This is a genomic window from Streptomyces prunicolor NBRC 13075 (genome assembly GCF_000367365.1).
Taxonomy (GTDB): domain Bacteria; phylum Actinomycetota; class Actinomycetes; order Streptomycetales; family Streptomycetaceae; genus Streptomyces; species Streptomyces prunicolor.
On record NZ_BARF01000005.1, the window covers coordinates 56299 to 82934 of the forward strand.

The 26636-nt window shown below is 65.9% G+C and carries 41 protein-coding genes; 36 read left to right on the forward strand and 5 right to left on the reverse strand.

Annotated elements, in window-relative coordinates; translation table 11 throughout:
- The first annotated feature begins 32 nt into the window (after window positions 1-32).
- The 6 genes from SPR02S_RS03260 to SPR02S_RS58835 all read left to right on the forward strand — a co-directional run bounded on the left by SPR02S_RS03260 (window position 33) and on the right by SPR02S_RS58835 (window position 4989).
- Window positions 33-383: a hypothetical protein gene (locus SPR02S_RS03260; protein WP_019055498.1), complete on the forward strand. Its 351-nt coding sequence runs from the start codon at window positions 33-35 to the stop codon at window positions 381-383.
- 179 nt (window positions 384-562) lie between these two features.
- Window positions 563-1081: a hypothetical protein gene (locus SPR02S_RS03265; protein WP_019055499.1), complete on the forward strand. Its 519-nt coding sequence runs from the start codon at window positions 563-565 to the stop codon at window positions 1079-1081.
- A gap of 56 nt (window positions 1082-1137) precedes the next feature.
- A complete protein-coding gene (locus SPR02S_RS03270; RefSeq protein WP_019055500.1) occupies window positions 1138-3408 on the forward strand; it encodes a hypothetical protein in 2271 nt (756 codons plus the stop codon).
- A gap of 63 nt (window positions 3409-3471) precedes the next feature.
- Window positions 3472-3975 (forward strand): hypothetical protein, encoded by a 504-nt coding sequence (locus SPR02S_RS03275; protein WP_019055501.1) that lies wholly within the window; start codon window positions 3472-3474, stop codon window positions 3973-3975.
- A 158-nt stretch (window positions 3976-4133) separates the two neighbouring features.
- Window positions 4134-4292, forward strand: coding sequence for a hypothetical protein (locus SPR02S_RS62830; RefSeq protein ID WP_019055502.1), 159 nt, complete (start codon window positions 4134-4136; stop codon window positions 4290-4292).
- Between the two features lie 31 nt (window positions 4293-4323).
- The gene (locus SPR02S_RS58835) at window positions 4324-4989 is read left to right on the forward strand and encodes a hypothetical protein (RefSeq protein ID WP_019055503.1); all 666 of its coding nucleotides are present in this window, start codon (window positions 4324-4326) and stop codon (window positions 4987-4989) included.
- Here SPR02S_RS58835 and SPR02S_RS03290 read toward each other — a convergent pair.
- Window positions 4986-6362, reverse strand: coding sequence for a S41 family peptidase (locus SPR02S_RS03290; RefSeq protein WP_019055504.1), 1377 nt, complete (start codon window positions 6360-6362; stop codon window positions 4986-4988). The genes SPR02S_RS58835 and SPR02S_RS03290 overlap by 4 nt on opposite strands.
- A gap of 309 nt (window positions 6363-6671) precedes the next feature.
- Here SPR02S_RS03290 and SPR02S_RS03295 point away from each other — a divergent pair, with 309 nt between their 5' ends.
- The 4 genes from SPR02S_RS03295 (at window position 6672) to SPR02S_RS03310 (ending at window position 10138) form a co-directional block, all read left to right on the forward strand.
- Entirely contained in the window at window positions 6672-7115 is a 444-nt protein-coding gene (locus SPR02S_RS03295) for a hypothetical protein (protein WP_019055505.1), read from the forward strand.
- A 9-nt stretch (window positions 7116-7124) separates the two neighbouring features.
- On the forward strand, window positions 7125-8933 hold the full coding sequence (locus SPR02S_RS03300) for an alpha/beta hydrolase (protein WP_019055506.1): 1809 nt from the start codon (window positions 7125-7127) through the stop codon (window positions 8931-8933).
- Window positions 8934-9043: 110 nt separating this feature from the next.
- Window positions 9044-9508, forward strand: a complete 465-nt coding sequence (locus SPR02S_RS03305) for a hypothetical protein (protein WP_245607486.1) — start codon at window positions 9044-9046, stop codon at window positions 9506-9508.
- A 291-nt stretch (window positions 9509-9799) separates the two neighbouring features.
- Window positions 9800-10138 carry a hypothetical protein gene (locus SPR02S_RS03310; RefSeq protein WP_158697770.1) on the forward strand — a complete coding sequence of 113 codons (339 nt, stop codon included), beginning with the start codon at window positions 9800-9802 and terminating at the stop codon, window positions 10136-10138.
- Here the strand turns inward: SPR02S_RS03310 and SPR02S_RS65950 are convergent.
- From SPR02S_RS65950 to SPR02S_RS03330, 4 genes are all read right to left on the reverse strand, one after another.
- Window positions 10116-10373 carry a hypothetical protein gene (locus SPR02S_RS65950; RefSeq protein ID WP_158697771.1) on the reverse strand — a complete coding sequence of 86 codons (258 nt, stop codon included), beginning with the start codon at window positions 10371-10373 and terminating at the stop codon, window positions 10116-10118. The two genes, SPR02S_RS03310 and SPR02S_RS65950, sit on opposite strands and share 23 nt — an antisense overlap.
- 133 nt (window positions 10374-10506) lie before the next feature.
- Window positions 10507-10860 (reverse strand): hypothetical protein, encoded by a 354-nt coding sequence (locus SPR02S_RS62840; RefSeq protein ID WP_019055510.1) that lies wholly within the window; start codon window positions 10858-10860, stop codon window positions 10507-10509.
- A gap of 46 nt (window positions 10861-10906) precedes the next feature.
- A complete protein-coding gene (locus SPR02S_RS03325; protein WP_019055511.1) occupies window positions 10907-11653 on the reverse strand; it encodes a WXG100-like domain-containing protein in 747 nt (248 codons plus the stop codon).
- Between the two features lie 4 nt (window positions 11654-11657).
- Window positions 11658-11981 (reverse strand): hypothetical protein, encoded by a 324-nt coding sequence (locus SPR02S_RS03330; protein ID WP_158697772.1) that lies wholly within the window; start codon window positions 11979-11981, stop codon window positions 11658-11660.
- A 134-nt stretch (window positions 11982-12115) separates the two neighbouring features.
- On the opposite strand from SPR02S_RS03330, the gene SPR02S_RS03335 reads away from it, so the two are divergent.
- The 26 genes from SPR02S_RS03335 to infA all read left to right on the forward strand — a co-directional run bounded on the left by SPR02S_RS03335 (window position 12116) and on the right by infA (window position 26623).
- Window positions 12116-12472: a hypothetical protein gene (locus tag SPR02S_RS03335; RefSeq protein ID WP_106436891.1), complete on the forward strand. Its 357-nt coding sequence runs from the start codon at window positions 12116-12118 to the stop codon at window positions 12470-12472.
- 641 nt (window positions 12473-13113) lie between these two features.
- Window positions 13114-13422, forward strand: coding sequence for a 30S ribosomal protein S10 (gene rpsJ / locus SPR02S_RS03340; RefSeq protein ID WP_003948644.1), 309 nt, complete (start codon window positions 13114-13116; stop codon window positions 13420-13422).
- A 17-nt stretch (window positions 13423-13439) separates the two neighbouring features.
- The gene (gene rplC, locus SPR02S_RS03345) at window positions 13440-14084 is read left to right on the forward strand and encodes a 50S ribosomal protein L3 (protein ID WP_019055514.1); all 645 of its coding nucleotides are present in this window, start codon (window positions 13440-13442) and stop codon (window positions 14082-14084) included.
- A gap of 5 nt (window positions 14085-14089) precedes the next feature.
- Window positions 14090-14746 carry a 50S ribosomal protein L4 gene (gene rplD, locus SPR02S_RS03350; RefSeq protein ID WP_019055515.1) on the forward strand — a complete coding sequence of 219 codons (657 nt, stop codon included), beginning with the start codon at window positions 14090-14092 and terminating at the stop codon, window positions 14744-14746.
- A complete protein-coding gene (gene rplW, locus SPR02S_RS03355; RefSeq protein ID WP_019055516.1) occupies window positions 14746-15165 on the forward strand; it encodes a 50S ribosomal protein L23 in 420 nt (139 codons plus the stop codon). The genes rplD and rplW overlap by 1 nt, the downstream gene beginning before the upstream one ends.
- Window positions 15166-15203: 38 nt before the next feature.
- A complete protein-coding gene (gene rplB, locus SPR02S_RS03360; protein ID WP_019055517.1) occupies window positions 15204-16040 on the forward strand; it encodes a 50S ribosomal protein L2 in 837 nt (278 codons plus the stop codon).
- A gap of 12 nt (window positions 16041-16052) precedes the next feature.
- A complete protein-coding gene (rpsS, locus tag SPR02S_RS03365; RefSeq protein WP_019055518.1) occupies window positions 16053-16334 on the forward strand; it encodes a 30S ribosomal protein S19 in 282 nt (93 codons plus the stop codon).
- A 40-nt stretch (window positions 16335-16374) separates the two neighbouring features.
- Window positions 16375-16722 (forward strand): 50S ribosomal protein L22, encoded by a 348-nt coding sequence (gene rplV, locus SPR02S_RS03370; protein ID WP_006604878.1) that lies wholly within the window; start codon window positions 16375-16377, stop codon window positions 16720-16722.
- Window positions 16722-17591, forward strand: a complete 870-nt coding sequence (gene rpsC, locus SPR02S_RS03375) for a 30S ribosomal protein S3 (RefSeq protein WP_019055520.1) — start codon at window positions 16722-16724, stop codon at window positions 17589-17591. Before rplV ends, rpsC begins: the two co-directional genes overlap by 1 nt.
- Before the next feature lie 5 nt (window positions 17592-17596).
- Entirely contained in the window at window positions 17597-18016 is a 420-nt protein-coding gene (gene rplP / locus SPR02S_RS03380; RefSeq protein WP_010986348.1) for a 50S ribosomal protein L16, read from the forward strand.
- On the forward strand, window positions 18016-18240 hold the full coding sequence (gene rpmC / locus SPR02S_RS03385) for a 50S ribosomal protein L29 (RefSeq protein ID WP_005481220.1): 225 nt from the start codon (window positions 18016-18018) through the stop codon (window positions 18238-18240). Before rplP ends, rpmC begins: the two co-directional genes overlap by 1 nt.
- Entirely contained in the window at window positions 18240-18527 is a 288-nt protein-coding gene (gene rpsQ, locus SPR02S_RS03390; protein WP_019055521.1) for a 30S ribosomal protein S17, read from the forward strand. The genes rpmC and rpsQ overlap by 1 nt, the downstream gene beginning before the upstream one ends.
- A gap of 126 nt (window positions 18528-18653) precedes the next feature.
- Complete coding sequence (gene rplN, locus SPR02S_RS03395; protein WP_003998823.1) at window positions 18654-19022, forward strand: 50S ribosomal protein L14; 369 nt, start codon at window positions 18654-18656, stop codon at window positions 19020-19022.
- 2 nt (window positions 19023-19024) lie between these two features.
- On the forward strand, window positions 19025-19348 hold the full coding sequence (gene rplX, locus SPR02S_RS03400) for a 50S ribosomal protein L24 (protein ID WP_019055522.1): 324 nt from the start codon (window positions 19025-19027) through the stop codon (window positions 19346-19348).
- Window positions 19348-19905: a 50S ribosomal protein L5 gene (gene rplE, locus SPR02S_RS03405; protein ID WP_019055523.1), complete on the forward strand. Its 558-nt coding sequence runs from the start codon at window positions 19348-19350 to the stop codon at window positions 19903-19905. Before rplX ends, rplE begins: the two co-directional genes overlap by 1 nt.
- Window positions 19906-19910: 5 nt before the next feature.
- On the forward strand, window positions 19911-20096 hold the full coding sequence (locus SPR02S_RS03410; protein ID WP_003948630.1) for a type Z 30S ribosomal protein S14: 186 nt from the start codon (window positions 19911-19913) through the stop codon (window positions 20094-20096).
- A gap of 214 nt (window positions 20097-20310) precedes the next feature.
- Complete coding sequence (gene rpsH / locus SPR02S_RS03415; RefSeq protein WP_013001411.1) at window positions 20311-20709, forward strand: 30S ribosomal protein S8; 399 nt, start codon at window positions 20311-20313, stop codon at window positions 20707-20709.
- A gap of 22 nt (window positions 20710-20731) precedes the next feature.
- Window positions 20732-21271 (forward strand): 50S ribosomal protein L6, encoded by a 540-nt coding sequence (rplF, locus tag SPR02S_RS03420; protein ID WP_019055525.1) that lies wholly within the window; start codon window positions 20732-20734, stop codon window positions 21269-21271.
- Between the two features lie 3 nt (window positions 21272-21274).
- Window positions 21275-21658 (forward strand): 50S ribosomal protein L18, encoded by a 384-nt coding sequence (gene rplR, locus SPR02S_RS03425; RefSeq protein ID WP_019055526.1) that lies wholly within the window; start codon window positions 21275-21277, stop codon window positions 21656-21658.
- Window positions 21659-21695: 37 nt separating this feature from the next.
- The gene (rpsE, locus tag SPR02S_RS03430; protein ID WP_006376045.1) at window positions 21696-22301 is read left to right on the forward strand and encodes a 30S ribosomal protein S5; all 606 of its coding nucleotides are present in this window, start codon (window positions 21696-21698) and stop codon (window positions 22299-22301) included.
- A complete protein-coding gene (gene rpmD / locus SPR02S_RS03435; RefSeq protein ID WP_006376032.1) occupies window positions 22301-22483 on the forward strand; it encodes a 50S ribosomal protein L30 in 183 nt (60 codons plus the stop codon). The genes rpsE and rpmD overlap by 1 nt, the downstream gene beginning before the upstream one ends.
- A 2-nt stretch (window positions 22484-22485) precedes the next feature.
- Entirely contained in the window at window positions 22486-22941 is a 456-nt protein-coding gene (rplO, locus tag SPR02S_RS03440; protein WP_019055527.1) for a 50S ribosomal protein L15, read from the forward strand.
- A gap of 256 nt (window positions 22942-23197) precedes the next feature.
- Window positions 23198-24511: a preprotein translocase subunit SecY gene (gene secY / locus SPR02S_RS03445; protein WP_019055528.1), complete on the forward strand. Its 1314-nt coding sequence runs from the start codon at window positions 23198-23200 to the stop codon at window positions 24509-24511.
- Window positions 24511-25176: an adenylate kinase gene (locus SPR02S_RS03450; RefSeq protein WP_026150164.1), complete on the forward strand. Its 666-nt coding sequence runs from the start codon at window positions 24511-24513 to the stop codon at window positions 25174-25176. The genes secY and SPR02S_RS03450 overlap by 1 nt, the downstream gene beginning before the upstream one ends.
- Before the next feature lie 139 nt (window positions 25177-25315).
- Complete coding sequence (gene map, locus SPR02S_RS03455) at window positions 25316-26152, forward strand: type I methionyl aminopeptidase (protein ID WP_019055530.1); 837 nt, start codon at window positions 25316-25318, stop codon at window positions 26150-26152.
- Window positions 26153-26401: 249 nt separating this feature from the next.
- On the forward strand, window positions 26402-26623 hold the full coding sequence (infA, locus tag SPR02S_RS03460; protein WP_003948620.1) for a translation initiation factor IF-1: 222 nt from the start codon (window positions 26402-26404) through the stop codon (window positions 26621-26623).
- Window positions 26624-26636 lie beyond the last annotated feature (13 nt).

The following is a 26636-nucleotide window of genomic DNA, read 5'->3' on the forward strand; positions in this document are numbered from 1 at the left end:
TGCCGCCCCGCGCCCTGCAGTTGGCTGGACGCATGTCGATCACACAGGGCACTTCGGTACGCGGTACATGGGTCGGGCCGCTGATGGCGACGGTCGTCACCCTGCCCGCCGCCCTCGTCGCCTACGTCATCGGCGGCCTCTCACCCATGGCCTGCGACGCCTGCGACGGAGCGGAGGCGGAGCGCTTCACCGGGAGGTTCGACACCGCCTTCACGTTCCTTCAGGTGGGGCTTCTGGCCTCCGTCGCGCTGTTGCTGGTCAGTTGGGGCCTGCCGCGGACCGAGGAGAACGTCACCCGGCGCCGCCTGTTCGCCGCTCTCGCACCCGGCACGGTCGTACTCTCGGTGATCCTCTTCGCGGGGATCGTCCCCTGGCCCAACTGACCGGTCCGTTTCGGCGTTCCCCCGCGCAGCCGCCCGAGTCGGCCCTGGCGTGGGTGTGTGGCTCCTCGAAACCTTCACCGGGTGTCAAGGCGGCATAAAGCCGACAAGTACGGAGTTGCTTTGCCTGCGCTTTGCTAGCGTCATACCAACTGATGTGGATACGGGGGAGGCGCTCACTCATGCCGTGGGACGAGTGGGAACAGCTCAAGGCCAAGCACACGCCGGTCGGTACGCAACTGAACAGCGTGCCCGACGGGGGTGGCACGTACGGGCCGTACGTCACGCCGAGCGAGACGGGCGATCTGAAGGTCGGGCACGACGATCTGGTCAAGATCGGCAAGGGTTCCCACGAGTTGTACAACCAGCTGTGGGACAGGGCGCGCGTCAGCATTCCCAGCAGTGACACCGCGGCGGGCAATCTGTCGCAGCAGGGGTTCGCCCTCGGGGGCGGTTTGCGGCATGTGTCCGATCGCTGGGGCGAGCAGTTGAAGTCGCTCATGGACGCCTGCGCTCAGATCTCGAACCATATGCAGACCACCAAGAAGGTGCATGCCGGCGACGAGCACTACATCCAACGCCAGATGAGCAGCATCGACACCCTGGATGCCGGTTTCGACGAGCGGGTCGGTGCGCCGGGGGCGAAGAACGACTACAGCAAGCAGGACAAGGGCGAAGGCGGCGGAGGGGGCGGAGGGTGACGGGACGGGAACGTCCGTCGGCTCATCGCTCGCATCTCGTTTGAGGACCGTTACCTGTGGATCTCGATACCCTGCGCTTCGCCAATTTCTCCGCCGTCGACGAGGCCGTCACCGACTGGTCGACACTCGTCAGCAATCTCGCGGACCTGAAGAAACAGGCGGAGGACGGCTTGCATCAGGCCGCCAACACCGCCAACTGGGCCGGGATGAACGCTCAGATCACGAAGGAGTTCATCGGCAAGACCGCCGGTGAGTTCACGGATGCCCACACCCAGGCGAGAACGATCCACCGCATTCTGAGTGACACGGTCGGTGAGCTGAAGCAGTATCAGAAAGATCTCAACGCGGCCATCGATCGCGGTCTGAAGAAGAACCTGACCGTGGTGGGCACCGGTGACGGACGTTTCACGGTCACCATGAACATCCATCCTGACCGGGCGGCGAAGGGCACCACCGTCCCGGACCATGACGAGAGCGACGTCACGGCACTGCGCGATGAGGTGCAGGAGATCCTCAGGAAGGCCGGCGAAAGCGACAGCTCCGCCGAGACCGTCCTCAAAGCCATCGCCGACCAGGCCACGACGGGCTTCGCCGACACCGACTACAAAGACCGTGACACCGCGGCGAACGCGGTCCGGGAAGCCGATGAGTTGGCGAAGCTGGCGAAGAAGGACCCGGACGAGCTCACGGTCCAGGAATTCGACCGTTTGAATGCCGGGCTGAAGGAATATCACGACGATCCACTGTTCGCGGAGCGCTTCGCCACCGACCTCGGGCCGAAGAAGACTCTGGAGTTCTGGGCCGGTGTCGCGGATCCGCAGGTGGCGCCCGATCTCACCCGGGAACGGCGCGAACAACTGGGTGAGTTGCAGAAGAACCTGAGTCTGACGCTGGCGACGGCGAGCCAGAGCGATGGGGCCGCGATGACGCAGTGGAAACGCGACGTGATCGAACTCGGTGACCAGCGGGTCGGTCATCGGGGCAACATCCTGGGCTTCCAGGTCATGAGCAACCTCATGCGCGCGGGCGACTACGACGACTCCTTCATGACCGAATACGGCGACCGACTCATGGCCACGGAGCGGAAGTTCACCGGCGACGGCAAGCACACCGCCTGGCAGCAGCTGGGATTCGACCCCTATCTCAACCGGATGGCCGGCGATACGGGGTGGGACCCGATGAGTGGATATCTGAAGGGACTCTCCAACAGCCCGGATGCCGCCACCGAGTTCTTCAACGACGACTTCATCCCGAAGGACGACGACCGCAAGGAGGCCGTCTCCAACTTCAAGTACCTTTTCGAAGAACGCCACTGGCCGGACGCGATGGAGAACGACTTCAGCGGCGACGGCAGCGACGACGGGCGGAACAACCTCGCGTCGGCCCTGGAAGCCGCGACGACCGGGCACCCGGCCGGTGAAATCCCGACACTGGACACCCCGGCGCACGACAAGGAACAGGCCAGGCTCTTCAATGCCATCGTTTCCTCGGTGGGTGACGATCCGGAACGGCTCACCGAGCGCGACTACATGTCGGACAGCATGGGGCAGATGGCTTCCGAATATCTCCCGGACATCAACCGGGCCACGACCGACGTGAGCAGGGATTCGGAAGACTGGGACCAGATCCAGAAGCTCTATCCGATCGCCGGCACGGACTCCGGAGTCCACCATCGGGACGTGAGCAAGTTCCTTTTCGCCGTCGGCCAGAACTCCGCGGGATATGCCGCCGTCGAAGTCGGTCAAGAAGCCTACATGTCCAAGCTCATGGCGTATCACCTAGATCCGGATCTTCCGGCGGATCAGCGGTTCTCCCAGGACCAGGAGACCACCGTCAAGTACATCTCCGAGCGGACCGGTGAAGTGTCGGGCGTGCTGGGCCTCGGGCGGCAGGAGGAGGTGGCGAAACCGGGCGGCGACCAGGACGACGCCTACGACTACAGCATCTCGCAGCGGAAGAACTGGATCTCCGGCAGCGTCGGAACGGTCGTCGGCGTCGGGACGTCGTTCGTCGCGACACCCTGGGTCGGTGCGGCTGCCGGCGGTGCGGCGGGAACGGTCACCAGCGTGGTTCTGGAAAGGGTGTTCAAGGACGCCGAAGGGCATGCGCTTGCCGCTGCCGCCAATGAAATGGGAAATCGCTGGCAAGCGGGCCTGGCCCAGAACAACGAATACGTCGCCCTCGGCGCGCAGTCCGCGGCCGACAGATACCACTTGGCGAACTCCGACGACATAGGAACCTGGGCCCGAGAGGGTTCTCGTCAGGGTTACATCAACGCCCGCGCCATTTTGGACGGCCAAGCTCCCGGCAGCACGACCACTCCCTGACTTCCAACCAGTTGCGAGAACGCCATGAATCCGATCCTGACCCCTGGTCGCGGCCGTCGCGCAGTGGCTGCCACGGCACTGTCCGCACTCCTCATCGGGATCTCGGGCTGCTCCGAGCCCGAGCAGAAACGCGAGTACGCCACACCCAAGTCCCTGTGTGGCATCGCCGTCGACGCGGGAGAGCTCGCCGAGTTCCTTCCGGCCGGCAGGAGTGCTTCGACCAAGGAGACGGTCCACACCGCCACAGCCACACGATGCGCCGTGTCGGTGGACGGCAAGCGGATCGTCTACGCCGCTCAAGAGTGGTGGAACGACATGACCGTGCTCCAGTTCGCCCAGGGGCTGACTCAGGACAACCCGGAGCACCGGACGGACGACGGCCGTTTCGCCTACTCCGGCAACCAGGCGTTCGGCAAGACGGAGAACTGCCGTAGCAGCGAGCACGACGACCAGATCCTCTACACAGCCATCCAGGCCTCCGGCTCGGAGCACGAGGACGCGGCCGCGATGAAGAAACTGATCACCGCGTACACCAAGGAAGTTGAGCGCTCCCCGGCGTGCCGGTGAACACGGCGCGACCCGGCACTCGACAGAGGGAGGAGGCCGGGAGCTCGCGGACCGGGACGGTCTGTTCAACAACGACAAGAGCCACCTCCCCGACTTCGGCGGGCCGGCGACACCTACGAGACCGTCTCGGCGACGTAGAGGGAGCGGTCAACCGGGAGTTGGAGAAACAGGGCGAGTGGCGCAACTCCGTGGCCGGTGCCGCGATCGGCGTCGGGGTGGGAGTGGCTTCCGAGGTGCGGGACCTGACCTGGCAGGCGCAGTCCGTGTACCAGGCCGGTGGCAGCAAGAGCGACACCGACGACGCGCGGGGCTGGTGACATGCGGCGGCTCCTTGCCCTACCCCTCCTCATGGCACTGCTGCTCGGATCGGCGGCGTGCAGTTCCGACGGCACGAGGGACACCGGAACCGGCGACAGGACCCGGGAGACCTGCCAGGACCTGCTGGGCACGGCCGGTGAGAGGTGGGTCAAGGAGAGCAGCGCGCGGCAGACCGGGCTGGTGGACGTCAAGGACCTCAAGACCGCCAAGGCCGCCTTCTACGACGACGCCAGGTCATGGGATCCCGGCAGCAAGGCGGTCTCCTCCTTCCTGCCCTCCGAGCTGTGCCGCATCGTGGTCCAGGACCAGAAGCCGCACACCAGCCGCCTGTCGATCAGCTACGGCGCGTCCGTCTTCCCCTTCGACTCCCCGTTCGGCGAGAAGTCCGACGTGTCCGGCGCATCCGGTGCATCCGGCGAGGAGACCCTGGTGAGGGTCAACTCCGACGTCAAGCTGATGGTGCGGAAGAACAACGGCACCTACGACTACGCCGGCTACGTCAAGTGCCGGGTACCCGGCGCCCCCGCGACCCAGGAGACGGGTGTGCCGCTGGCGGGCTCCATGACCGACACCCTCACCGGCGACACGGGGACCGGACCCCACCTGCGGTACCTGCTGAACTCCGCCCGTGTGGTGGCGAAGGCATTCGCCTGCGGGAACAACCCCACGATCCCCACGAAGCTGCCCGCCACCTAGCCGCGGGTCATGGCGTGCACCGCCCGGTCGAACGCCGAGTCCCGCCCCTCCCCGAACTCCTCCTCCGTGAACACCGGCACCGACACCTCCGGCGGAATCCCCGTCCCGTCGAACGTGCGGCCCGAGTCGGTCAGGTACTCCTCGTTCGGGAGCCAGGCCGTCATGCCGTTGGGGAGCCTGCGTTCCATGACGTCGGAGAAGACACCCTGCGTGGGCTGCCCGATGCGGACCGTCCGGCCGGGGCGGTCGATCAGCGCCTGGGTGAAGGTCTCGCCCGCGCTCACCGTCGAGCCGCCGGTCAGCACGGCCACCGGTCCGGTGTAGCGCGGGGCGTGGGCCGGAAGCACCGGGACCGGCTCGGGGCGCGTGTGCCGGCTCGGGTCCTTCGGGTCGTTGCGGGCGCGCTTGGCGTAGGCGACGTGGGGGGTGTCGGTCAGACGTTCCGCGATGTGGATGCCGAGGGCGTCGGAACCGCCGCCGTTGACGCGCAGGTCGATGATCAGTCCGTGCAGCTGACGGGACCGTTCCGGCGTGAGGACGGTGTTCAACGCCCGGTCCAACTCGGCCAGTTGGGCCGCGTACGACGCCTTCTCGTCGGCCAGGTAACCACCGAAGCCGGAGATCCGCAGATAGCCGAGACGACCGCCGCCCGCCAGATCCGCGTACGTGATACGGCCGTTGGCGAAGTCCCGTCGGTAGGGGGCGCCCGCCAGATCCCGCGCCACGATGAACTTCTTGACCCTGGCGTCCAGTTGCTCGCCCGGCACCTCCGTGCCAGGACGGCCCTCGGCGAACACGCGGTCGCCGTCCTGCACCGCGACGTGGGCGTCGTACAGCGGACGCACCATCCTGCTGAAGATGTCGAACAGTTCCGCCCCGGTCGTGTCCTTGTGCACCTGCGGGCGGTACTCGTCCCGTACGGCGTGCCAGTCGATGCCCTTGGCCGCGAAGAACGGGTAGTTCTCCTCGTAGGACTGCCAGAAGACGTCGAAGGAGGCCGGCGGGTCCTTCGGGGCCGGACGGGTGCAGGCGGTCGGCAGGGCGGAGACGCGGACCAGCTTGCGGTGACCCACCGCGCTGGCCGCACCGAGCGTGGCGTGGTCGCGGTCGCGGGCGAGCCGTACGGTCAGGACGTCGCCGCCCGCCGTGTACGTCCCCGGGCCGGTCTGCCGTGCGGAGTCACCCCTGAGGCAGCTGACGGCGGTGGTCTGGTACTCCTGATACGTCCCGTGGCCGAGGGCGAGGACCGTGCCGTAGCCGTCCATGCGCCACAGGCCGTTCGTACTCGGCTCGGCACCGCCGGCGAAGGCGGCCGGTGCGGCTGCGCCGACGGCGAGAGTCAGGACGGTGGCGGTGGCGGCGGCGATACGCACGTTCGGTTCTCCCCGTGGTGTGGCTTTCGGTACCTGTTGCCCCACCACCGTGACCGACCGGACGCCACCCGAACCATCCGGCAAACCGGTGCGTCGGGGTGAGGCAAACCCCCCACCTCGTGACCCACGGCCTACGGATTCGCCCGGCATCCCGCCTCCGGCTGAGTACGGATACTCAGACGCCGTGGTGGCCGATGCGGATGAGGCGGGGGGTGCGGTGTCGCTACGGTACGTTTCGAACGTTGAGCGGTGCGATCGTGTGTTCGCATCGCTCAGTGGCATGCCGAGCGACACGGGGAGGGGCTACGCATGGCGTGGGAGGAGTGGGAGCAGCTCAAAACCGCGGCGGCTGAACGGAGTTCCGCCCGGATGCAGCTGAACCACGTACCGATGGACCCGGGCGGTTCCGGCGGCCAGCTGGTGTCGAACCGACGCGACTGGGCCAAGGCGGGGGACGACGTCGGCTCGCTCCGTGAGGACATCGGCAAGGCGTTCGGGAAGCTGACGGACGGGCAGAAGGGTCTCGGCGAAGACTCCGGCTGCGTGACCGCGGCGGCTCAGAAGGAGGTCTACGGCTCGTGGGAGACCTACGTCAAGAACGTCAGCGCGCGTTGCGGGAAGCTCTCGGGGCTGCTGGAGAAGGCGGGCAACGAGCAGCTGAAGACCGATGAGGCGGTCGAGGCCGAGCTCGGCAACCTGGAGGTCGAGTACGCGGACACCCCGGCTGTCGGCGGCCAGGACAAGGGGCGGTGACGAGTCGTCATGGATCTCGCGACACTCAAGACCCTGAAGCCGACCGAGTACTCGGAGGCGGCCGACGGATACCGCAGCACTTCCGACATGGCGAGCGCGGCCAAGGACCGCATCGAGAACCAGATCGCCGTGGCCATGAGGAACTCGCTGAAGGGCGAGGCCGCGACCGCGGCCGTCAAACAGCTGACGGAGCTGGGCAAGAACTTCCACTGCATCCAGGTCGAGTGCGGTCTTGTCAGTACGGCGCTGGAGGCGTTCTCGTACGAGATGGGCGCGGCCAGGAGCAAGCTCGACGCGGCGCTCGAAGGCGCGCGGGCGGCGAAGCTCACCGTGAACGCCGACGGTTCGATCACCTATCCGCCGGCGGGGGAGAAGGACCAGGACGGCAAGATCCCCGACGGCGGCACGGTGGGCGGCCTCACGGACGGCACGGCCTCCGCGATCGGTCGCCAGGCGGCCAACTTCGACCCCAATCCCCACCACCGCCTCGCACAGGACTACGCGGACCAGATCGCCGGTGCCCTCAAGGAAGCTACTGAGGCGGACGAGAAGTGGGCCCCGAAGCTGCGGGCGTTGAAGGCCGACGACGACCTGACCGTGTCCGACAAGGACTGGGCCGACGCGTCCTCGGACACGAAGGGCGTGACCGAGGCCGGCAAGAAGTACCTCGACTCGCTGCCCCAGCCGCCCAAGAACGGCAGTACGAAGGACAACGCGGAGTGGTGGAAGGGGCTCACCGCGGAGGAGCAGGCCGCGTGGATCTCCATGCGCCCCGACAGCGTGGGCGCGATTGACGGGCTGCCCGCCACGGTCCGGGACGAGGCGAACCGGACCGTGCTCGCCGAGGCGCACGGTGTCGCGCAGGGCGAGTACGACACCTGGCTGAAGCAGCACCCTGAACCCTCGCCGCGCTATCAGCCCTACATCGATCCCTACACCGGGACCATCATGAAGAGCATCAGCGTGGAGACGCAGGAGTGGAAGGACTGGGAAGAGTCCAGAAAGTCCGCCCATAAATCCCTCGACGGCATGAATGCGATTCAGACACGTTTCGACGCGACCGGCACCAACGGACTTCCCGATGCATACCTCCTGGGATTCAGCACCGAAGGAGACGGCCGCGCGATCGTCGCCAACGGAAACCCGGACACGGCGGATCACACAGCGGTATATGTTCCGGGTACGACGGCGGAGCTGGGAAATATTGACGGCAACATCAACCGGATGGTCAATGTCTGGCACGCAGCCGACGTCAAAGCTGCCGGGCAATCCGTTTCCACGATCACCTGGCTCGGCTACGACGCACCTGACAGCGTCGTCAAAGACGCACCGTTCGAACACTACGCATACGACGGTGCACCAGCACTCCGTAATTTCATGGACGGTCTTGACACGTCACATTCCGGAGATTCACCGGCGCACACCACAGTGATTGCGCATTCGTACGGAACGACCCTGGTCGGCGCAGCCGCAGAGACGGGGCATCTCAACGCCGATGACGTCGTGTTCGCCGGCAGCCCCGGCGTGAAGGTGTCCGGCGCCGATGCGATGGACGTGCCCAAGGGACACGTGTGGAACGAGGAGGCCGACGGGGACGTGGTGCCGGATCTCGGCCGCTGGGGCCACGGCGGGGACCGCTTCGTCATCCCCAGTGATCCGGAATTCGGTGCCAACCAGCTGACCACCGATACCGAAGGGCACAGTGGTTACTGGAATGAGAGCTCCCAGAGTCTGATGAACCAAGCCCTGGTGGTCGTCGGGAAGGGCGATGAGGTGGAACTGAAGCCGCCGCCCGATCCGTGGTCGCACATGAGGTAGGAAAGCCCCCGACTCAGCCCGACGAAGTAAGGCTCCCTGACGTGAAGACCAAACCGAGCGCTCTGGCGCTCGCCGTACCCCTTGCACTCACTACCCTCACGGGATGCAGCATGACTGACAACGAATCCGCCGACAAAACTCCGTCCGCTGGTACGAGCACGTCACGTGACGCCTCCGACGCGATGGAAAAGGTGTCCAGCGGTATTTACGACCTGATCGGTGTCAAGGGGAAGACGTCCGACAGCCGTCCGGGAGTCATGGACTGCTCGGGCAAGGATACGAAGACGTACTTCCGTATCTTCCACCCGTGGAGCTTTACCCCTGCCTCGGCAGGCGATCTCGACGAAGCGATGGAGCGGCTCAAGACGGAACTGCCGAAGCACGGGTGGAAGATCGTAGAATACGGGCCAGACACCAGCAAGAACAAGAACATCAAAATGACCGCTGACAACGACAAGAAGAAGGTCGGCGTAAACATCGTCAAAAGGTCGAAGTACGACCCTCCGATTCTGGACCTGACCGTCGTGTCCGGTTGCTACAAGGTCCCGGACGGAGAAGAGGTCGAACGCTTCTGAAGACCCAGACCTGACACGAGTCGTTGCCTGTCCCGTCCGGTTTTCCTCTCCCGGCACCGTATAGACGAATGGCATTTCTGATGAAGTGCGTGAAGATCGCGCCGGTTCTGATCGCTGTGGCTCTCACTACGGCGAGCTGCCAGGGTGGGGGATCGAAGGTCGCGGATTCGGCGAGCCCGAGCGAGGCGGTGAGTGGATCCTGCGACAAGTCCTTGAGCGCTCCGGTCAACGCGGCCATGAAGCGGCATCGCCTTCTGCGGAGCCTACAAAGGCTCGTCTGGACTGGATTCCGTGATGGTCAGCTACGACCTGCCTCAATCCACCCCCGAAAAAGGCAAGGCTGCCGAGATCTTTAAAGAATACCGAATGGGGAAGAAGGCCCTCGCCGGTGTCAAAGTCGGAGTTCTCTATTTCGAGTGCAGCAGCGGCAAGTTGGGCGGGAGTGCAGGAACGGCCGTTCTGATCCGGGGAGAAGTGCGGAGCCGGTACGAGGCGAGCGAATCAGCCGGTGCGGCACGCAAGGACAACCTGCACATCCTGCACGACTCGAGCCGCACGCTCGCGAGCCTGCTCGACTGCACGTCGGACTCCGGCCTTTCAAGCACCTTCAGCATGCCGTCGGAGGCGTAGTAGGCGGCTCGTGCGTCTCGCCCACCCGGGCAACCAGGTCCAGCCCCTCAGCCCCGAACTCCTCGTTCGGGAGCCAGGCCGCCATGACGTTCGGTAGGCGGCGGGTCAGGGTGTCCGAGAAGACGTCCTGGGTGGGCCGGCCGATGCGGAACGTCTCGCCGGGACGGCTCAAGGGCGAGGCGTACGAGCCGGGTTGGGAGGTGGATCCCGACGGTGAGTGGGGGCTCGCGGTCATTGCGACCGTGGGGCGGCAGTTGACTTCTGCGGGCGGCGGCGGGCCACTCAAGAGCAGCCACAGCAACGGCAGCCACAGCAACGGCAGCGAGGGTGACTTTTGCGTCGAGGCCGCCGCTGCCCCCTCGTACGCATCAGGAGGCTCCTTGAGCCGATCGCTCCTCCTCGATCTCTGCGGCCTGTTCCGCCAGGTACGCCCGTGCCGCCGCCTCCTGGTTCGCGCGTTCGCCAGGGGAGAGGCTGTCGTACTCGCGAAAGCTCTGGACCATGCGATTACCCAGTGCCTCCGCGTAGGCGGGGACCCGGGCGGCCTCGCGCAGGCCCGTCCGGCCGCTGAGGACCTCGCGGGCCAGCTCGCGCAGCGGATCGTCGGGAGCGCGGTCGTCGGCGAGTTTCTGAAGGGCCTTGCGAAGCGACCGGGCGCGGGCTTGATCGCCGCCGGTGATGTTCATCAAGTCCGCGTCGCCGATGCGTAGTTCGTCGGGCATGCGCATCCTTCTCGTAGCGGGGGGGTGTCGGGTGCTGGGCGCGGTGTCAGATCGACGGGTTCGGATGGTCGTACTCGCCGATCTTCGTGAACTCGGAGATCGTTCCGTAGAGGGTCGCGCCGATGGTCTCCACCACACCGACGGCGCCGTTCACGATGCCCTGCACGTTGCCGAGGGCCTGGGTGGCCTGGCCCCACAGACGGAGCATGTTGGCGATCTCCAGTGCCGCGAGGCCGTAGCCCACCGCCGCGCCGACGCCGGTCCACGACAGTGTGGTCGCGGCTGCCATCTCGACGGCCGTGATCAACAGGCCGTCGATGATGCCGCTCAGGTAGCCGTTGACGGCCTGGGCCGTGGAGTAGGCGGAGTGGGCCAGGTGGTCGTACTCCGTCCTCAGCTTGTCGAACTCGCCCCTGATCTCTTCGAGTTTCGCCGCGCAGGTGTGGAAGTACGTGTACGCCGCGTCGGCGGCACGGCCGTCCCACGCCCTGTCGAGCGTCCTGTTGCCGGACCTGATGTTGCCGGAGACCGCCTCGACGGCCTGGCCCAACTGGCCCCAGACATCACCGCACTTGGCGAACGACTCCCAGTCGCCGGCGAACCACTTGATCGCTTCGCCGAGCGGATTGAAGCCGAAGACCGCGCTGTACGCCTCTGTCAGCCAGTACGTCGGGCTCATCAGATCGCCGCAGCTGTTGAACGTGTCGAGGATCGGGCCCTGGGCGTACTCGTCCGGGGCGGACGGGGCCCTGAGCAGAGCTGTCGGTTCGATGACGTCGGCGAAGTCGGACATGGGGTTACTCGGCCGGGCGCTCGACGACGGGGTAGGTCGCGTCGACGCGTGCCGCCACGGCCAGGTCCGTGTGGGCGTAGTACTTCTTGTTGCGGTCCAGCTCCGAACTCGCCGCCCCCAAGACCTCCCACAGCCTGTCCATCGCCAGGTTGACCGTCTTCACCGTCGACGTGTGGGTTGTCAGGAAGAGGTTCAGCAGGCCCTGGTCCGAGGCGTCGACGTCGGTGTACCTGGTGCAGTGGGTCTTGAAATCCGCCGCGTCGAGTGCCGCGCGGCCCACCTGACGTGCGTATCCACTGAGGGCCCAAGGGCTCACCCTGAGGTTCATGCAGAGCCTTCCGTGCTCGTGGCCGTGTTGTCGCCTCTGCCAACTCCCGTAAGGGGGCGCGCGTTTCGCGATTCGCCGGAAGAAACCGGAAGGAATGAGCGAACGGGGCGATCTGTGTCAGTAAAGTGCCCGCCGTGACGAACCACGGGAGCCGGGCGAACAACCAGAACGGGGTCGGCCTGGACGACAGCACAGATGCGCCGGCCGCGGTCGACGACCGAGGTCGGAGCCTGTTCACCGGCCTCACCTGCATCTTCGTGACACTGCTCGCCGTAGGCCTGCTGGCGGTCCTCCGCCGGACCGCGACAGGCCAGGGGGAGGCGCCCGGCGGTCTTCAGGTGATCGCGGCCGTCATGGGGCTCGCGGTGGACGCGGTCGCGGTGTGGTTGGTCGTCCGGGCCCGGCGAGCCCAGAGCTGGGCGCCGCTGCTCGTCGCGTGCGGGAGCTGCGTGGGCTGGATGGGCATCATGGCTCTCGCGGGGAGGGTCTAGGTGTGCAGGCCGTCCAGGCATGTTGGTGACGGGGGCTGTCGTGTGCCGCGTCGTCGTCGCTCTGCTGCGCCCTGATCCGCCGGACAGGCCCTGGCCTCGGAGTTTCCGGCAGGTGTGCGTGGGCCTCGTGTCGGTGCCGATGGGCATGACCTGCGCGGAGTCATCAGGCTCGGCCTCGGGCACCTTGCGTCAGCCCCGGGGGCTCGCCGCGTGCGTGTGTTTGACCTGCGTCACTCCGGGGGTAATCTCTACGCCCCGATTGGCCAGCCCCCTGCCCCATATGGCAGACTGTCCGAGTTGCTCGGTCGAGTGTTGATGCTGCGCGCCTCCCGTCGGGAGGACCGGAAGCGAGTCCCACGGTACTCGTCGTCCCAACTGCCTCACGGCAGCGCTGGGGCGGACGTACGGGAATCTTTCGGGAAGTGTCAGTGCGGCGCCGGCCAGGCACCCGGTGGGCTTCTTCGCCCTCGGCTTGCGGTTCCGGAAGGGCCGTGCTTTCCCAGTAGGGAAGTTCCGAACCTTGGGACTTCTGTGTCGGTGAGAGCGCGACACACCCGACCGCGTGGGTCGGAGGAATCGAAGCGAGCAGGAGGGCTTACCGGGGTGCAGAGCGTTACTAGAGACAGGACTACTGAGTAGCCATGGCGGGACAGAAGATCCGCATCCGGCTCAAGGCCTACGACCACGAGGTCATCGATTCCTCGGCGAAGAAGATCGTCGAGACGGTGACGCGCACTGGTGCGTCGGTCGCGGGCCCGGTGCCGCTGCCCACTGAGAAGAACGTGTACTGCGTCATCAAGTCGCCGCACAAGTACAAGGACTCGCGCGAGCACTTCGAGATGCGCACGCACAAGCGCCTGATCGACATCCTCGACCCCACCCCCAAGACCGTTGACTCTCTGATGCGACTCGACCTCCCGGCCGGTGTCGACATCGAGATCAAGCTCTAGGGGCCGGTGAGCTGAAGATGGCTAAGCAGATCAAGGGCATCCTGGGCGAGAAGCTCGGCATGACGCAGGTGTGGGACGAGAACAACCGTGTTGTTCCGGTCACCGTCGTCAAGGCCGGACCCAACGTCGTGACCCAGGTCCGTACGAATGACTCCGACGGCTACGAGTCGGTCCAGATCGCCTTCGGCGAGATCGACCCGCGCAAGGTGAACAAGCCCCTCAAGGGCCACTTCGCCAAGGCCGATGTCACGCCGCGTCGCCACCTCGTCGAGATCCGCACCGCGGCCGCCTCCGAGTACACGCTCGGCCAGGAGATCACCGCTGAGGTGTTCGAGGCCGGCGTCAAGGTCGACGTGACCGGCAAGAGCAAGGGCAAGGGCTTCGCCGGTGTCATGAAGCGTCACAACTTCCATGGCCTCGGCGCCGGCCACGGTGTCCAGCGCAAGCACCGCTCTCCCGGCTCCATCGGTGGCTGCGCCACCCCTGGCCGTGTCTTCAAGGGCATGCGCATGGCGGGCCGTATGGGCAATGAGCGGGTCACCACCCAGAACCTGACCGTTCACGCCGTTGACGCGGAGAAGGGACTGCTCCTCATCAAGGGAGCCATCCCGGGTCCGAACGGCGGCCTCGTCCTGGTCCGTACCGCGGCCAAGGGGGCCTGAGGACTATGAGCACCATTGACATTCAGTCGCCCTCCGGCGACACCGCCGGGACTGTAGAGCTCCCGGCCGAGATCTTCGACGTAGAGAAGATCAGCATCCCGCTGCTTCACCAGGTCGTCGTCGCACAGCTGGCCGCCGCCCGTCAGGGCACGCACAAGGTCAAGCGTCGTGGCGAGGTCCGCGGTGGTGGTAAGAAGCCGTACCGCCAGAAGGGCACCGGCCGCGCCCGTCAGGGTTCGACCCGCGCCCCGCAGTTCGCCGGCGGTGGCGTCGTCCACGGCCCCACGCCGCGCGACTACTCGCAGCGGACCCCGAAGAAGATGAAGGCCGCGGCCCTGCGCCACGCCCTCACCGACCGGGCCCGCAACGCTCGCATCCACGTCATCACCGGCGTGATCGAGGGCGAGACCCCCTCCACCAAGGCCGCCAAGAGCTTCCTCGGCAAGGTCAGCGAGCGCAAGAACGTGCTCCTGGTCATCGAGCGCTCCGACGAGGCCGCGCTGCTTTCCGCGCGCAACCTGCCCCAGGTCCACATCCTGGAGCCGGGCCAGCTGAACACGTACGACGTTCTCGTCTCGGACGACGTGGTCTTCACCCAGGCCGCTTTCGAGTCCTTCGTGTCTGGCCCCCAGGCCGCTGACACCGAAGGGAGCGAAGCCTGATGGCTACGCGTCACCCGAGCATTGCCTCCAAGGCCGCCAAGGCCAAGAAGGTCGCGCGCATCGCCAAGGCGAAGCGCCACGAGACCGAGGGCAAGAACACTGTCGAGACGCCGATCAGCAAGTCGTTCACGGACCCCCGTGACGTGCTGCTGAAGCCGGTCGTCTCGGAGAAGAGCTACGCGCTCCTCGACGAGGGCAAGTACACCTTCATCGTGGCCCCGGGCGCCAACAAGACCCAGATCAAGCAGGCCGTCCAGGCGGTCTTCGAGGTCAAGGTCACCGGGGTCAACACGATCAACCGCCAGGGCAAGCGCAAGCGCACCAAGACCGGTTTCGGTCAGCGCGCGGGCTCCAAGCGCGCGATCGTGACCCTCGCTGAGGGCGACCGTATCGACATCTTCGGCGGTCCGGCCGCGTAAGCGGGTCGGATCGTCCGATATCGGACGAGGACTGAGAAATGGGAATCCGCAAGTACAAGCCGACTACGCCGGGCCGCCGTGGCTCCAGCGTCGCCGACTTCGTCGAGGTCACGCGGTCCACGCCGGAGAAGTCGCTGGTTCGCCCCCTGCACAGCAAGGGCGGCCGTAACAATTCCGGTCGTGTGACCGTTCGCCACCAGGGTGGCGGACACAAGCGCGCCTACCGCGTCATCGACTTCCGTCGCCATGACAAGGACGGCGTGCCGGCGAAGGTCGCGCACATCGAGTACGACCCCAACCGCACCGCGCGCATCGCGCTGCTGCACTACGCGGACGGCGAGAAGCGCTACATCCTCGCCCCGCGCAACCTGCAGCAGGGTGACCGCGTGGAGAACGGTCCCGGGGCCGACATCAAGCCGGGCAACAACCTGGCGCTCCGCAACATCCCGGTCGGTACCACGATCCACGCGATCGAGCTCCGTCCGGGTGGCGGCGCCAAGTTCGCCCGCTCCGCCGGTGCCTCCGTGCAGCTGCTGGCGAAGGAGGGCACGATGGCCCACCTTCGTATGCCCTCCGGTGAGATCCGCCTGGTCGACCAGCGCTGCCGCGCCACGGTCGGCGAGGTCGGCAACGCCGAGCAGAGCAACATCAACTGGGGCAAGGCAGGCCGCAAGCGCTGGCTGGGCGTTCGCCCGTCCGTCCGCGGTGTTGCGATGAACCCGGTCGACCACCCGCACGGTGGTGGTGAGGGCAAGACCTCCGGTGGTCGCCACCCGGTCAGCCCGTGGGGTCAGAAGGAGGGTCGTACTCGCTCGCCGAAGAAGGCATCGAGCAAGTACATCGTCCGCCGCCGCAAGACGAACAAGAAGCGCTAGGAGCGGGTTTAGATGCCGCGCAGTCTCAAGAAGGGGCCCTTCGTCGACGGCCACCTCATCAAGAAGGTGGACGTACAGAACGAGGCCGGCTCCAAGAACGTCATCAAGACCTGGTCCCGCCGCTCGATGATCGTCCCGGCCATGCTCGGCCACACGATCGCGGTGCACAACGGCAAGACCCACATCCCGGTGTTTGTCACCGAGTCGATGGTCGGCCACAAGCTCGGCGAGTTCTCGCCGACGCGCACCTTCCGGGGTCACGTCAAGGACGACCGGAAGTCGAAGCGCCGCTAGCGCGGGGTGACCGACCATGACAAACACTGAAGGGACAACCATGGAAGCCAGGGCCCAGGCGCGGTACATCCGCGTCACGCCCATGAAGGCCCGCCGAGTGGTGGACCTCATCCGTGGCATGGACGCCACGGAGGCTCAGGCGGTCCTGCGTTTCGCCCCGCAGGCCGCGAGCGTGCCGGTCGGCAAGGTGCTTGACAGCGCCATTGCCAACGCCGCACACAACTACGACCACACCGACGCCGGCAGCCTCGTCATTTCCGAGGCGTACGTCGACGAGGGTCCGACCCTGAAGCGGTTCCGGCCGCGTGCCCAGGGCCGCGCCTACCGGATCCGCAAGCGGACCAGCCACATCACCGTGGTCGTCAGCAGCAAGGAAGGAACCCGGTAATGGGCCAGAAGGTTAACCCGCACGGGTTCCGGCTCGGCATCACCACGGACTTCAAGTCCCGGTGGTACGCCGACAAGCTGTACAAGGACTACGTCAAGGAAGACGTCGCCATCCGTCGGATGATGACGTCCGGCATGGAGCGCGCCGGCATCTCGAAGGTTGAGATCGAGCGCACCCGTGACCGCGTCCGCGTGGACATCCACACGGCACGTCCGGGCATCGTCATCGGCCGCCGTGGCGCCGAGGCCGACCGCATCCGCGGCGACCTCGAGAAGCTCACGGGCAAGCAGGTCCAGCTGAACATCCTCGAGGTCAAGAACCCCGAGACGGATGCCCAGCTGGTCGCCCAGGCCGTCGCCGAGCAGCTCTCCTCCCGCGTCTCCTTCCGTCGGGCCATGCGTAAGAGCATGCAGTCCGCCATGAAGGCCGGCGCCAAGGGCATCAAGATCCAGTGCGGCGGTCGCCTCGGCGGCGCCGAGATGTCCCGCTCGGAGTTCTACCGCGAGGGCCGCGTGCCCCTGCACACGCTCCGCGCGAACGTGGACTACGGCTTCTTCGAGGCCAAGACGACCTTCGGCCGTATCGGTGTGAAGGTCTGGATCTACAAGGGCGACGTCAAGAACATCGCCGAGGTCCGCGCCGAGAACGCCGCTGCCCGTGCGGGTAACCGCCCGGCGCGCGGTGGCGCGGGTGGCGGCGGCGACCGCCCCGCCCGCGGCGGTGGCCGTGGTGGCGAGCGTGGCGGCCGCGGCCGCAAGCCGCAGCAGCAGTCCGCGCCGGCTGCCGAGGCCCCCAAGGCCGAGGCTCCCGCCGCCGCTGCCGCGCCGGCTGAGGCTGCGTCCTCTTCTACTGGCGGAACGGAGGCCTGACCGAAATGCTGATCCCCCGTAGGGTCAAGCACCGCAAGCAGCACCACCCCAAGCGTCGTGGTCAGGCCAAGGGCGGTACGCAGGTTTCGTTCGGCGAGTACGGCATTCAGGCCCTCACGCCGGCGTACGTGACGAACCGCCAGATCGAGGCCGCCCGTATCGCGATGACCCGCCACATCAAGCGTGGCGGCAAGGTCTGGATCAACATCTACCCGGACCGCCCGCTCACGAAGAAGCCTGCCGAGACCCGCATGGGTTCCGGTAAGGGTTCTCCCGAGTGGTGGATCGCGAACGTGCACCCGGGCCGGGTCATGTTCGAGCTGTCCTACCCCAACGAGAAGATCGCCCGTGAGGCCCTCACTCGCGCAGCGCACAAGCTGCCGATGAAGTGCCGGATCGTCAAGCGCGAGGCAGGTGAAGCGTGATGTCGGCCGGTACCAAGGCGTCCGAGCTGCGCGAACTGGGTGACGAGGAGCTTCTCAACAAGCTCCGCGAAGCCAAGGAAGAGCTGTTCAACCTCCGCTTCCAGGCGGCGACCGGTCAGCTCGAGAACCACGGTCGGCTCAAGGCCGTCCGGAAGGACATCGCGCGGATCTACACCCTGATGCGTGAGCGCGAGCTGGGCATCGAGACGGTGGAGAGCGCCTGATGAGCGAGAGCAACGTGACTGAAGAGCAGACCGCGAGCCGCGGCTTCCGCAAGACCCGTGAGGGTCTCGTCGTCAGCGACAAGATGGACAAGACCGTCGTCGTCGCCGTCGAGGACCGCGTGAAGCACGCGCTGTACGGCAAGGTCATCCGCCGTACGAACAAGCTCAAGGCCCACGACGAGCAGAACGCCGCCGGCGTCGGCGACCGCGTCCTCCTCATGGAGACGCGTCCGCTGTCCTCGACGAAGCGCTGGCGCATCGTCGAGATCCTCGAGAAGGCCAAGTAGGTAATTCCCGCAAGGGAATTCCAAGTAACGCAGCCTGCGGGCAATCCCGCAGGACAGTTCCGCCAGGCTCCAAGGGCCGTTCACTGAACGGCCCTTGGGGAACCGGCAGACGATCAGGAGATAGACGTGATCCAGCAGGAGTCGCGACTGCGTGTCGCCGACAACACTGGTGCGAAGGAAATCCTTTGCATCCGTGTGCTCGGTGGCTCCGGTCGCCGCTACGCGGGCATCGGTGACGTCATCGTCGCCACCGTCAAGGACGCGATCCCCGGTGGCAACGTGAAGAAGGGTGACGTCGTCAAGGCCGTCATCGTTCGCACCGTCAAGGAGCGCCGCCGTCCGGACGGCTCGTACATCCGCTTCGACGAGAACGCCGCCGTCATTCTGAAGAACGACGGCGACCCTCGTGGTACCCGCATCTTCGGCCCGGTCGGGCGCGAGCTGCGCGAGAAGAAGTTCATGAAGATCATCTCGCTGGCTCCGGAGGTGCTGTAAGCATGAAGATCAAGAAGGGTGACACGGTTCAGGTCATCACCGGCAAGGACAAGGGCAAGCAGGGCAAGGTCATTGCGGCCTACCCCCGCGAGGACCGCGTCCTGGTCGAGGGTGTCAACCGGGTCAAGAAGCACACCAAGGCCGGCCCCACCGCCAAGGGTTCGCAGGCCGGCGGCATCGTCACGACCGAGGCGCCCGTCCACGTCTCCAACGTCCAGCTGGTCGTTGAGAAGGACGGCAACAAGGTTGTCACGCGTGTCGGTTACCGCTTCGACGACGAGGGCAACAAGGTTCGCGTTGCCAAGCGGACGGGTGAGGACATCTGATGACTACCACCACCAGCCCGCGTCTCAAGACGAAGTACCGCGAGGAGATCGCGGGCAAGCTGCGTGAGGAGTTCTCCTACGAGAACGTCATGCAGATCCCCGGCCTCGTCAAGATCGTGGTGAACATGGGTGTCGGCGACGCCGCCCGTGACTCCAAGCTCATGGACGGTGCCGTCCGTGACCTGACCACGATCACCGGTCAGAAGCCGGCCATCACCAAGGCCCGCAAGTCCATCGCGCAGTTCAAGCTGCGCGAGGGTCAGCCGATCGGTGCCCACGTCACGCTCCGTGGCGACCGCATGTGGGAGTTCCTGGACCGCACCCTGTCGCTCGCGCTTCCGCGCATCCGCGACTTCCGCGGTCTGTCTCCCAAGCAGTTCGACGGTCGTGGCAACTACACCTTCGGTCTCACCGAGCAGGTCATGTTCCACGAGATCGACCAGGACAAGATCGACCGCGTCCGGGGTATGGACATCACCGTGGTGACCACGGCGACCAACGACGCCGAAGGCCGCGCCCTTCTCCGTCACCTCGGCTTCCCCTTCAAGGAGGCGTAAGCGAGATGGCGAAGAAGGCTCTGATTGCCAAGGCTGCTCGTAAGCCCAAGTTCGGAGTACGCGGCTACACGCGCTGCCAGCGCTGCGGCCGTCCGCACTCCGTGTACCGCAAGTTCGGCCTCTGCCGCGTGTGCCTTCGTGAGATGGCTCACCGTGGCGAGCTGCCGGGCGTGACCAAGAGCTCCTGGTAGTCCGGTACTTCCGGACTCCCGAAGCTCTCGGTAAGCAGAGGGCACGGTCAGGTGCCCACCCCTCCATGGCTTAGGCTAGGAGGGTTGGGCGCCTGATTGCCGCCCATACGACTTACTACGCCGTAGGTCCACCGCGCCGCACCCGCCCCGTCTCGGTTCAGGGAGAGGGATGGCGCACCAGGAAACCCCGGCGAGAGAGGCCGAAGGCCAATTCATGACCATGACTGATCCGATCGCAGACATGCTTACGCGTCTGCGGAACGCGAACTCGGCATACCACGACTCCGTGACGATGCCGGCATCGAAGATCAAGTCGCACATCGCGGAGATCCTCCAGCAGGAGGGCTTCATCACGGGCTGGAAGGTCGAGGACGCCGAGGTCGGCAAGAACCTCGTCCTCGAGCTGAAGTTCGGTCCGAACCGTGAGCGCTCCATCGCGGGCATCAAGCGGATCTCCAAGCCCGGTCTCCGGGTTTACGCGAAGTCCACCTCCCTGCCCAAGGTGCTCGGTGGCCTCGGCGTGGCGATCATCTCCACGTCGCACGGTCTCCTCACCGACAAGCAGGCCGGCAAGAAGGGCGTAGGCGGAGAAGTTCTCGCCTACGTCTGGTAGCGGAAAGGAATCGGAAGAAGCTATGTCGCGTATTGGCAAGCTCCCCATCACGGTTCCCGCCGGCGTGGACGTCACCATCGACGGCCGTACGGTCTCGGTCAAGGGCCCCAAGGGCTCGCTGACCCACACCGTCGCTGCGCCGATCGACATCGCCAAGGGTGAGGACGGCGTGCTCAGCGTCACCCGCCCCAACGACGAGCGTCAGAACAAGGCCCTGCACGGCCTGTCCCGCACGCTGGTGGCGAACATGATCACCGGCGTGACCGAGGGTTACGTGAAGAAGCTCGAAATCAGTGGTGTCGGTTACCGCGTCGCGGCCAAGGGTTCCACCCTTGAGTTCGCGCTCGGCTACAGCCACTCGATCACGGTCGAGGCGCCCGAGGGCATCTCGTTCAAGGTCGAGAACCCGACGCACTTCTCGGTCGAGGGCATCGACAAGCAGAAGGTCGGCGAGGTTGCGGCGAACATCCGCAAGCTGCGCAAGCCCGACCCGTACAAGGCCAAGGGCGTCAAGTACGAGGGCGAAGTCATCCGGCGCAAGGTCGGAAAGGCGGGTAAGTAAGCCATGGCATACGGTACGAAGATCGCTAAGGGCGACGCTTACAAGCGTGCTGCCATCAAGCGTCGTCACATCCGCATCCGGAAGCACATTTCCGGTACGGCTGAGCGTCCGCGCCTGGTCGTGACCCGCTCCAACCGCCACATCGTGGCCCAGGTCATCGACGACATCAAGGGTCACACCCTGGCGTCGGCGTCGACCCTGGACACCTCGATCCGCGGCGGCGAGAGCGACAAGTCCGCGCAGGCCAAGTCGGTCGGCGCCCTGGTCGCCGAGCGCGCCAAGGCCGCCGGTGTCGAGGCTGTCGTATTCGACCGCGGTGGCAATCAGTACGCGGGGCGCATCGCCGCCCTGGCGGACGCCGCCCGCGAAGCCGGACTGAAGTTCTAGTCGCTTCCGTAGCTAGCGGAAAGAGAGAGGTAATCCAATGGCTGGACCCCAGCGCCGTGGAAGCGGTGCCGGTGGCGGCGAGCGGCGGGACCGGAAGGGCCGTGACGGCGGCGCTGCTGCCGCCGAGAAGACCGCGTACGTTGAGCGCGTAGTCGCGATCAACCGCGTCGCCAAGGTTGTCAAGGGTGGTCGTCGCTTCAGCTTCACCGCGCTCGTCGTGGTGGGCGACGGTGACGGCACCGTCGGTGTCGGTTACGGCAAGGCCAAGGAGGTGCCGGCCGCGATCGCCAAGGGTGTTGAAGAGGCCAAGAAGCACTTCTTCAAGGTCCCCCGTATCCAGGGCACCATCCCGCACCCGATCACGGGCGAGAAGGCCGCGGGCGTCGTCCTGCTCAAGCCTGCTTCCCCCGGTACCGGCGTTATCGCCGGTGGCCCGGTGCGAGCTGTCCTGGAGTGCGCCGGCGTTCACGACATCCTGTCGAAGTCGCTCGGTTCGTCCAACGCGATCAACATCGTGCACGCGACCGTGGCGGCCCTCAAGGGCCTGCAGCGTCCCGAGGAGATCGCGGCCCGCCGCGGTCTGCCCCTCGAGGACGTTGCCCCCGCGGCTCTCCTTCGTGCACGTGCCGGGGCGGGTGCGTAATGGCTCGCCTCAAGGTCACGCAGACGAAGTCGTACATCGGCAGCAAGCAGAACCACCGTGACACGCTGCGGTCGCTTGGTCTCAAGGGGATCAACACCGTGGTCGTCAAGGAGGACCGCCCCGAGTTCCGCGGAATGGTGCACACCGTCCGCCACCTCGTGACGGTTGAGGAGGTCGACTGATCATGGCGGAGAACAACCCGCTCAAGATCCACAACCTCCGTCCCGCCCCGGGCGCCAAGACCGCCAAGACCCGTGTGGGTCGTGGTGAGGCGTCGAAGGGTAAGACGGCCGGTCGTGGAACCAAGGGTACGAAGGCCCGTTACCAGGTGCCGGAGCGCTTCGAGGGTGGCCAGATGCCCCTCCACATGCGTCTTCCGAAGCTCAAGGGCTTCCGCAACCCGTTCAAGACCGAGTTCCAGGTCGTGAACCTCGACAAGCTGGGCGCGCTGTACCCCGAGGGTGGCGAGGTCACCGTAGAGGGTCTCGTCGCCAAGGGTGCCGTTCGCAAGAACAGCCTCGTCAAGGTGCTCGGCCAGGGCGAGATCTCCGTGGCGCTGCAGGTTTCGGTTGACGCCGTCTCCGGCTCCGCCAAGGAGAAGATCACTGCCGCGGGCGGTACGGTCACCGAGCTCGTCTGACATTTCGGACCGAGCCTGACCAACGTCAGCAACGGCGGCCGGGGTTGGCCCTCTACAGAGGGTCGACCCCGGCCGTTTTTTCAGTAGTCGTGACTCATGGGACGTTCGATCGGTATCCCCTAGGGGCGTCGATGTAGGTAGGCTGTGCGGCTGGTACCCAGCGTCGTCTTGGCATGCCGTAATCTCGTTCCACAGGCCATCAACCACACTTAGTCGTCACCTCACGCGCGCACACGCGGGGGTCGCAGGAGGCACCGTGCTCACCGCGTTCGCCCGGGCGTTCAGGACACCCGACCTGCGCAAGAAGCTGCTCTTCACGCTCGCCATCATCGTGGTGTATCGAGTCGGTACGCACATCCCGATCCCGGGCGTCGATTACAAGAACGTCCAGACCTGTATCGACGTCTCGAACGGCAACCAGGGTCTGTTCGGTCTGGTCAACATGTTCAGCGGTGGCGCGCTGCTCCAGATCACGATCTTCGCGCTCGGCATCATGCCGTACATCACCGCGAGCATCATTCTGCAGCTGCTGACCGTCGTGATCCCACGCCTCGAAGCCCTCAAGAAGGAGGGCCAGGCCGGTACGGCGAAGATCACGCAGTACACGCGTTATCTGACGGTGGCCCTCGCCATCCTCCAGGGCACCGGTCTGGTGGCCACCGCCCGCAGCGGCGCCCTCTTCTCGGGCTGCCCGACGGCGAATCAGATCGTCCCGGACCAGTCGATCTTCACCACCATCACCATGGTGGTCTGCATGACCGCCGGCACCTGCGTCGTGATGTGGCTCGGCGAGCTCATCACCGACCGCGGCATCGGCAACGGCATGTCGATCCTCATGTTCATCTCGATCGCCGCGACCTTCCCGTCCGCGCTGTGGGCCATCAAGAAGCAGGGCACGCTGGCCGGCGGCTGGATCGAGTTCGGCACCGTCATCCTCGTCGGCCTGGTGATGGTCGGCCTCGTGGTCTTCGTCGAGCAGGCCCAGCGCCGCATCCCGGTCCAGTACGCGAAGCGCATGATCGGCCGCCGTTCCTACGGTGGTACGTCGACCTACATCCCGCTGAAGGTCAATCAGGCCGGTGTGATTCCGGTCATCTTCGCGTCGTCGCTGCTCTACATCCCGGCTCTGGTGGCTCAGTTCTCCGGCGGTACGTCCGGCTGGAAGACCTGGATCGAGACCAACCTGACCAAGGGCGACCACCCGATTTACCTGGTCAGCTACTTCCTCCTGATCGTTTTCTTCGCGTTCTTCTACGTGGCGATCTCGTTCAACCCCGAGGAAGTCGCCGACAACATGAAGAAGTATGGTGGCTTCATCCCGGGCATCCGGGCTGGCCGGCCCACCGCTGAGTACCTGAGTTACGTACTCAACCGGATCACCTGGCCGGGTTCGCTGTATCTGGGTCTGATCGCTCTCGTACCGACGATGGCGTTGGTCGGTTTCAACGCAAGCGGCAACTTCCCGTTCGGCGGGACCAGCATCCTGATCATCGTGGGTGTCGGTCTCGAGACGGTGAAGCAGATCGAGAGCCAGCTCCAGCAGCGCAATTACGAAGGGTTCCTCCGCTGATGCGAATCGTCCTCGTCGGGCCGCCGGGTGCCGGTAAGGGAACGCAGGCTGTGCGCCTCGCCAAGACGCTGCACATCCCGCACATCTCCACGGGCGACCTCTTCCGTGCCAACATCAGTCAGGCCACGGAACTCGGCAAACTGGCGAAGTCCTACATGGACGCGGGCAACCTGGTCCCGGACGAGGTCACCATCGCGATGGCCAAGGACCGCATGGAGCAGCCGGACGCCGTCAACGGCTTCCTGCTGGACGGTTTCCCGCGCAACGTGTCGCAGGCCGAGGCGCTGGACGAGCTGCTGAAGACCGAGGACATCAAGCTGGACGCGGTCCTCGACCTGGAGGTCTCCGAGGACGAGGTGGTCAAGCGCATCGCCGGCCGCCGCATCTGCCGCAAGGACTCCAGTCACGTCTTCCACGTGACGTACAGCCCGCCGAAGCAGGACGGCGTCTGTGACGTCTGCGGCGGCGAGCTCTACCAGCGCGACGACGACTCCGAGGACACGGTCCGCACCCGGCTGGAGGTCTACCACACGCAGACCGAGCCGATCATCGACTACTACAAGGCCCAGGGCCTGGTGGTCACGATCTCCTCGCTCGGTCCGGTGGACGAGATCACGCAGCGGGCGCTGGACGCGCTGCAGCGCGAGGACGAGAGCGCGAAGTAGTCAGCTGACAGATCCGGCCGCGGTGCCCGCAGGGGTGCCGCGGTCGTACTGTTGTGTACAGCCATTTTTGGTGCACGGCCGTTCTTTGTGTCGTACGGCCATTCCTTTGTGTCGCGGAAGACGGAGAGCGCAGGCCCCCATGGTGCAGATCAAGACCCCCGAGCAGATCGCCAAGATGCGCGAGGCGGGGCTGGTCGTCGCCGCGATCCACGCGGCCACGCGTGAGGCGGCCGTACCCGGCGCCAGCACGAAGGATCTGGACGAGGTCGCCCGCAAGGTCCTCGCGGACCACAACGCGAAGCCGAACTTCCTCGGCTACGGCGGCTTCCCGGCCACGATCTGCACCTCGGTGAACGAGGTCGTCGTGCACGGGATCCCGTCCGAGGAAGTGGTGCTGAAGGACGGCGACATCATCTCCATCGACTGCGGCGCGATCATCGACGGGTGGCACGGGGACGCGGCGTACACCGCGTTCGTGGGGTCGGGGCACTCCCCGGAGCTGCTTGAGCTGTCGCGGGTGACCGAGGGGTCGATGTGGGCCGGGATCGCTGCGATGAAGCTGGGCAATCGGCTTGTGGACATCTCCCGGGCGATCGAGACGTACATCCGGCGGCAGCCGAAGCCGGGTGGGGGTAAGTACGGGATCGTCGAGGACTACGGCGGTCACGGCATCGGTACCGAGATGCACATGGATCCTCACCTGCTGAACTACGTCGAGAAGCGGCGGGGTAAGGGGCCGAAGCTGGTGTCGGGGTTCTGCCTCGCCATCGAGCCGATGGTGTCGCTGGGTACCCCGAAGACCGAGGTTCTCTCGGATGACTGGACGGTCATCACTACGGACGGGACGTGGTCGTCCCACTGGGAGCACTCGGTTGCTCTGACGGAGGAGGGGCCGCTTGTGCTGACGGCTCCCGATGGTGGTAAGGCGAAGTTGGCTGAGTATGGGATCACGGCTGCGCCGGATCCGCTCGCGTAGTTCTTCGTCCGCGGGCCCGGTGGGGGCTGATCGCGCAGTTCCCCGCGCCCCTTTGGGGCGCGTCCCTCAAGGGCGATATATAGGGCCGCGTGCTTAATGATCTATGCCTCGGGGCATCCTTCCTCGATTCGTCTTTCCGAGTGGCCTGACGTAGACTGACTCGTCGGCTCTCGTGCAGCCGCATGTCCGCATGCACCCCGTAAGGGGACGCACAGAGTCGATCAAGGTAGTCGATTCGAAGGGCGAAGCGTGGCCAAGAAGCAAGGTGCCATCGAGATCGAAGGCACTGTCGTCGAGTCTCTCCCGAACGCCATGTTCAAGGTGGAGCTCCAGAACGGCCACCAGGTCCTGGCACACATCAGCGGCAAGATGCGTATGCACTACATCCGCATCCTCCCTGACGACCGGGTCGTGGTGGAGCTGTCTCCGTACGACCTGACGCGTGGCCGGATCGTCTACCGCTACAAGTAGATCTTGCCCAGGT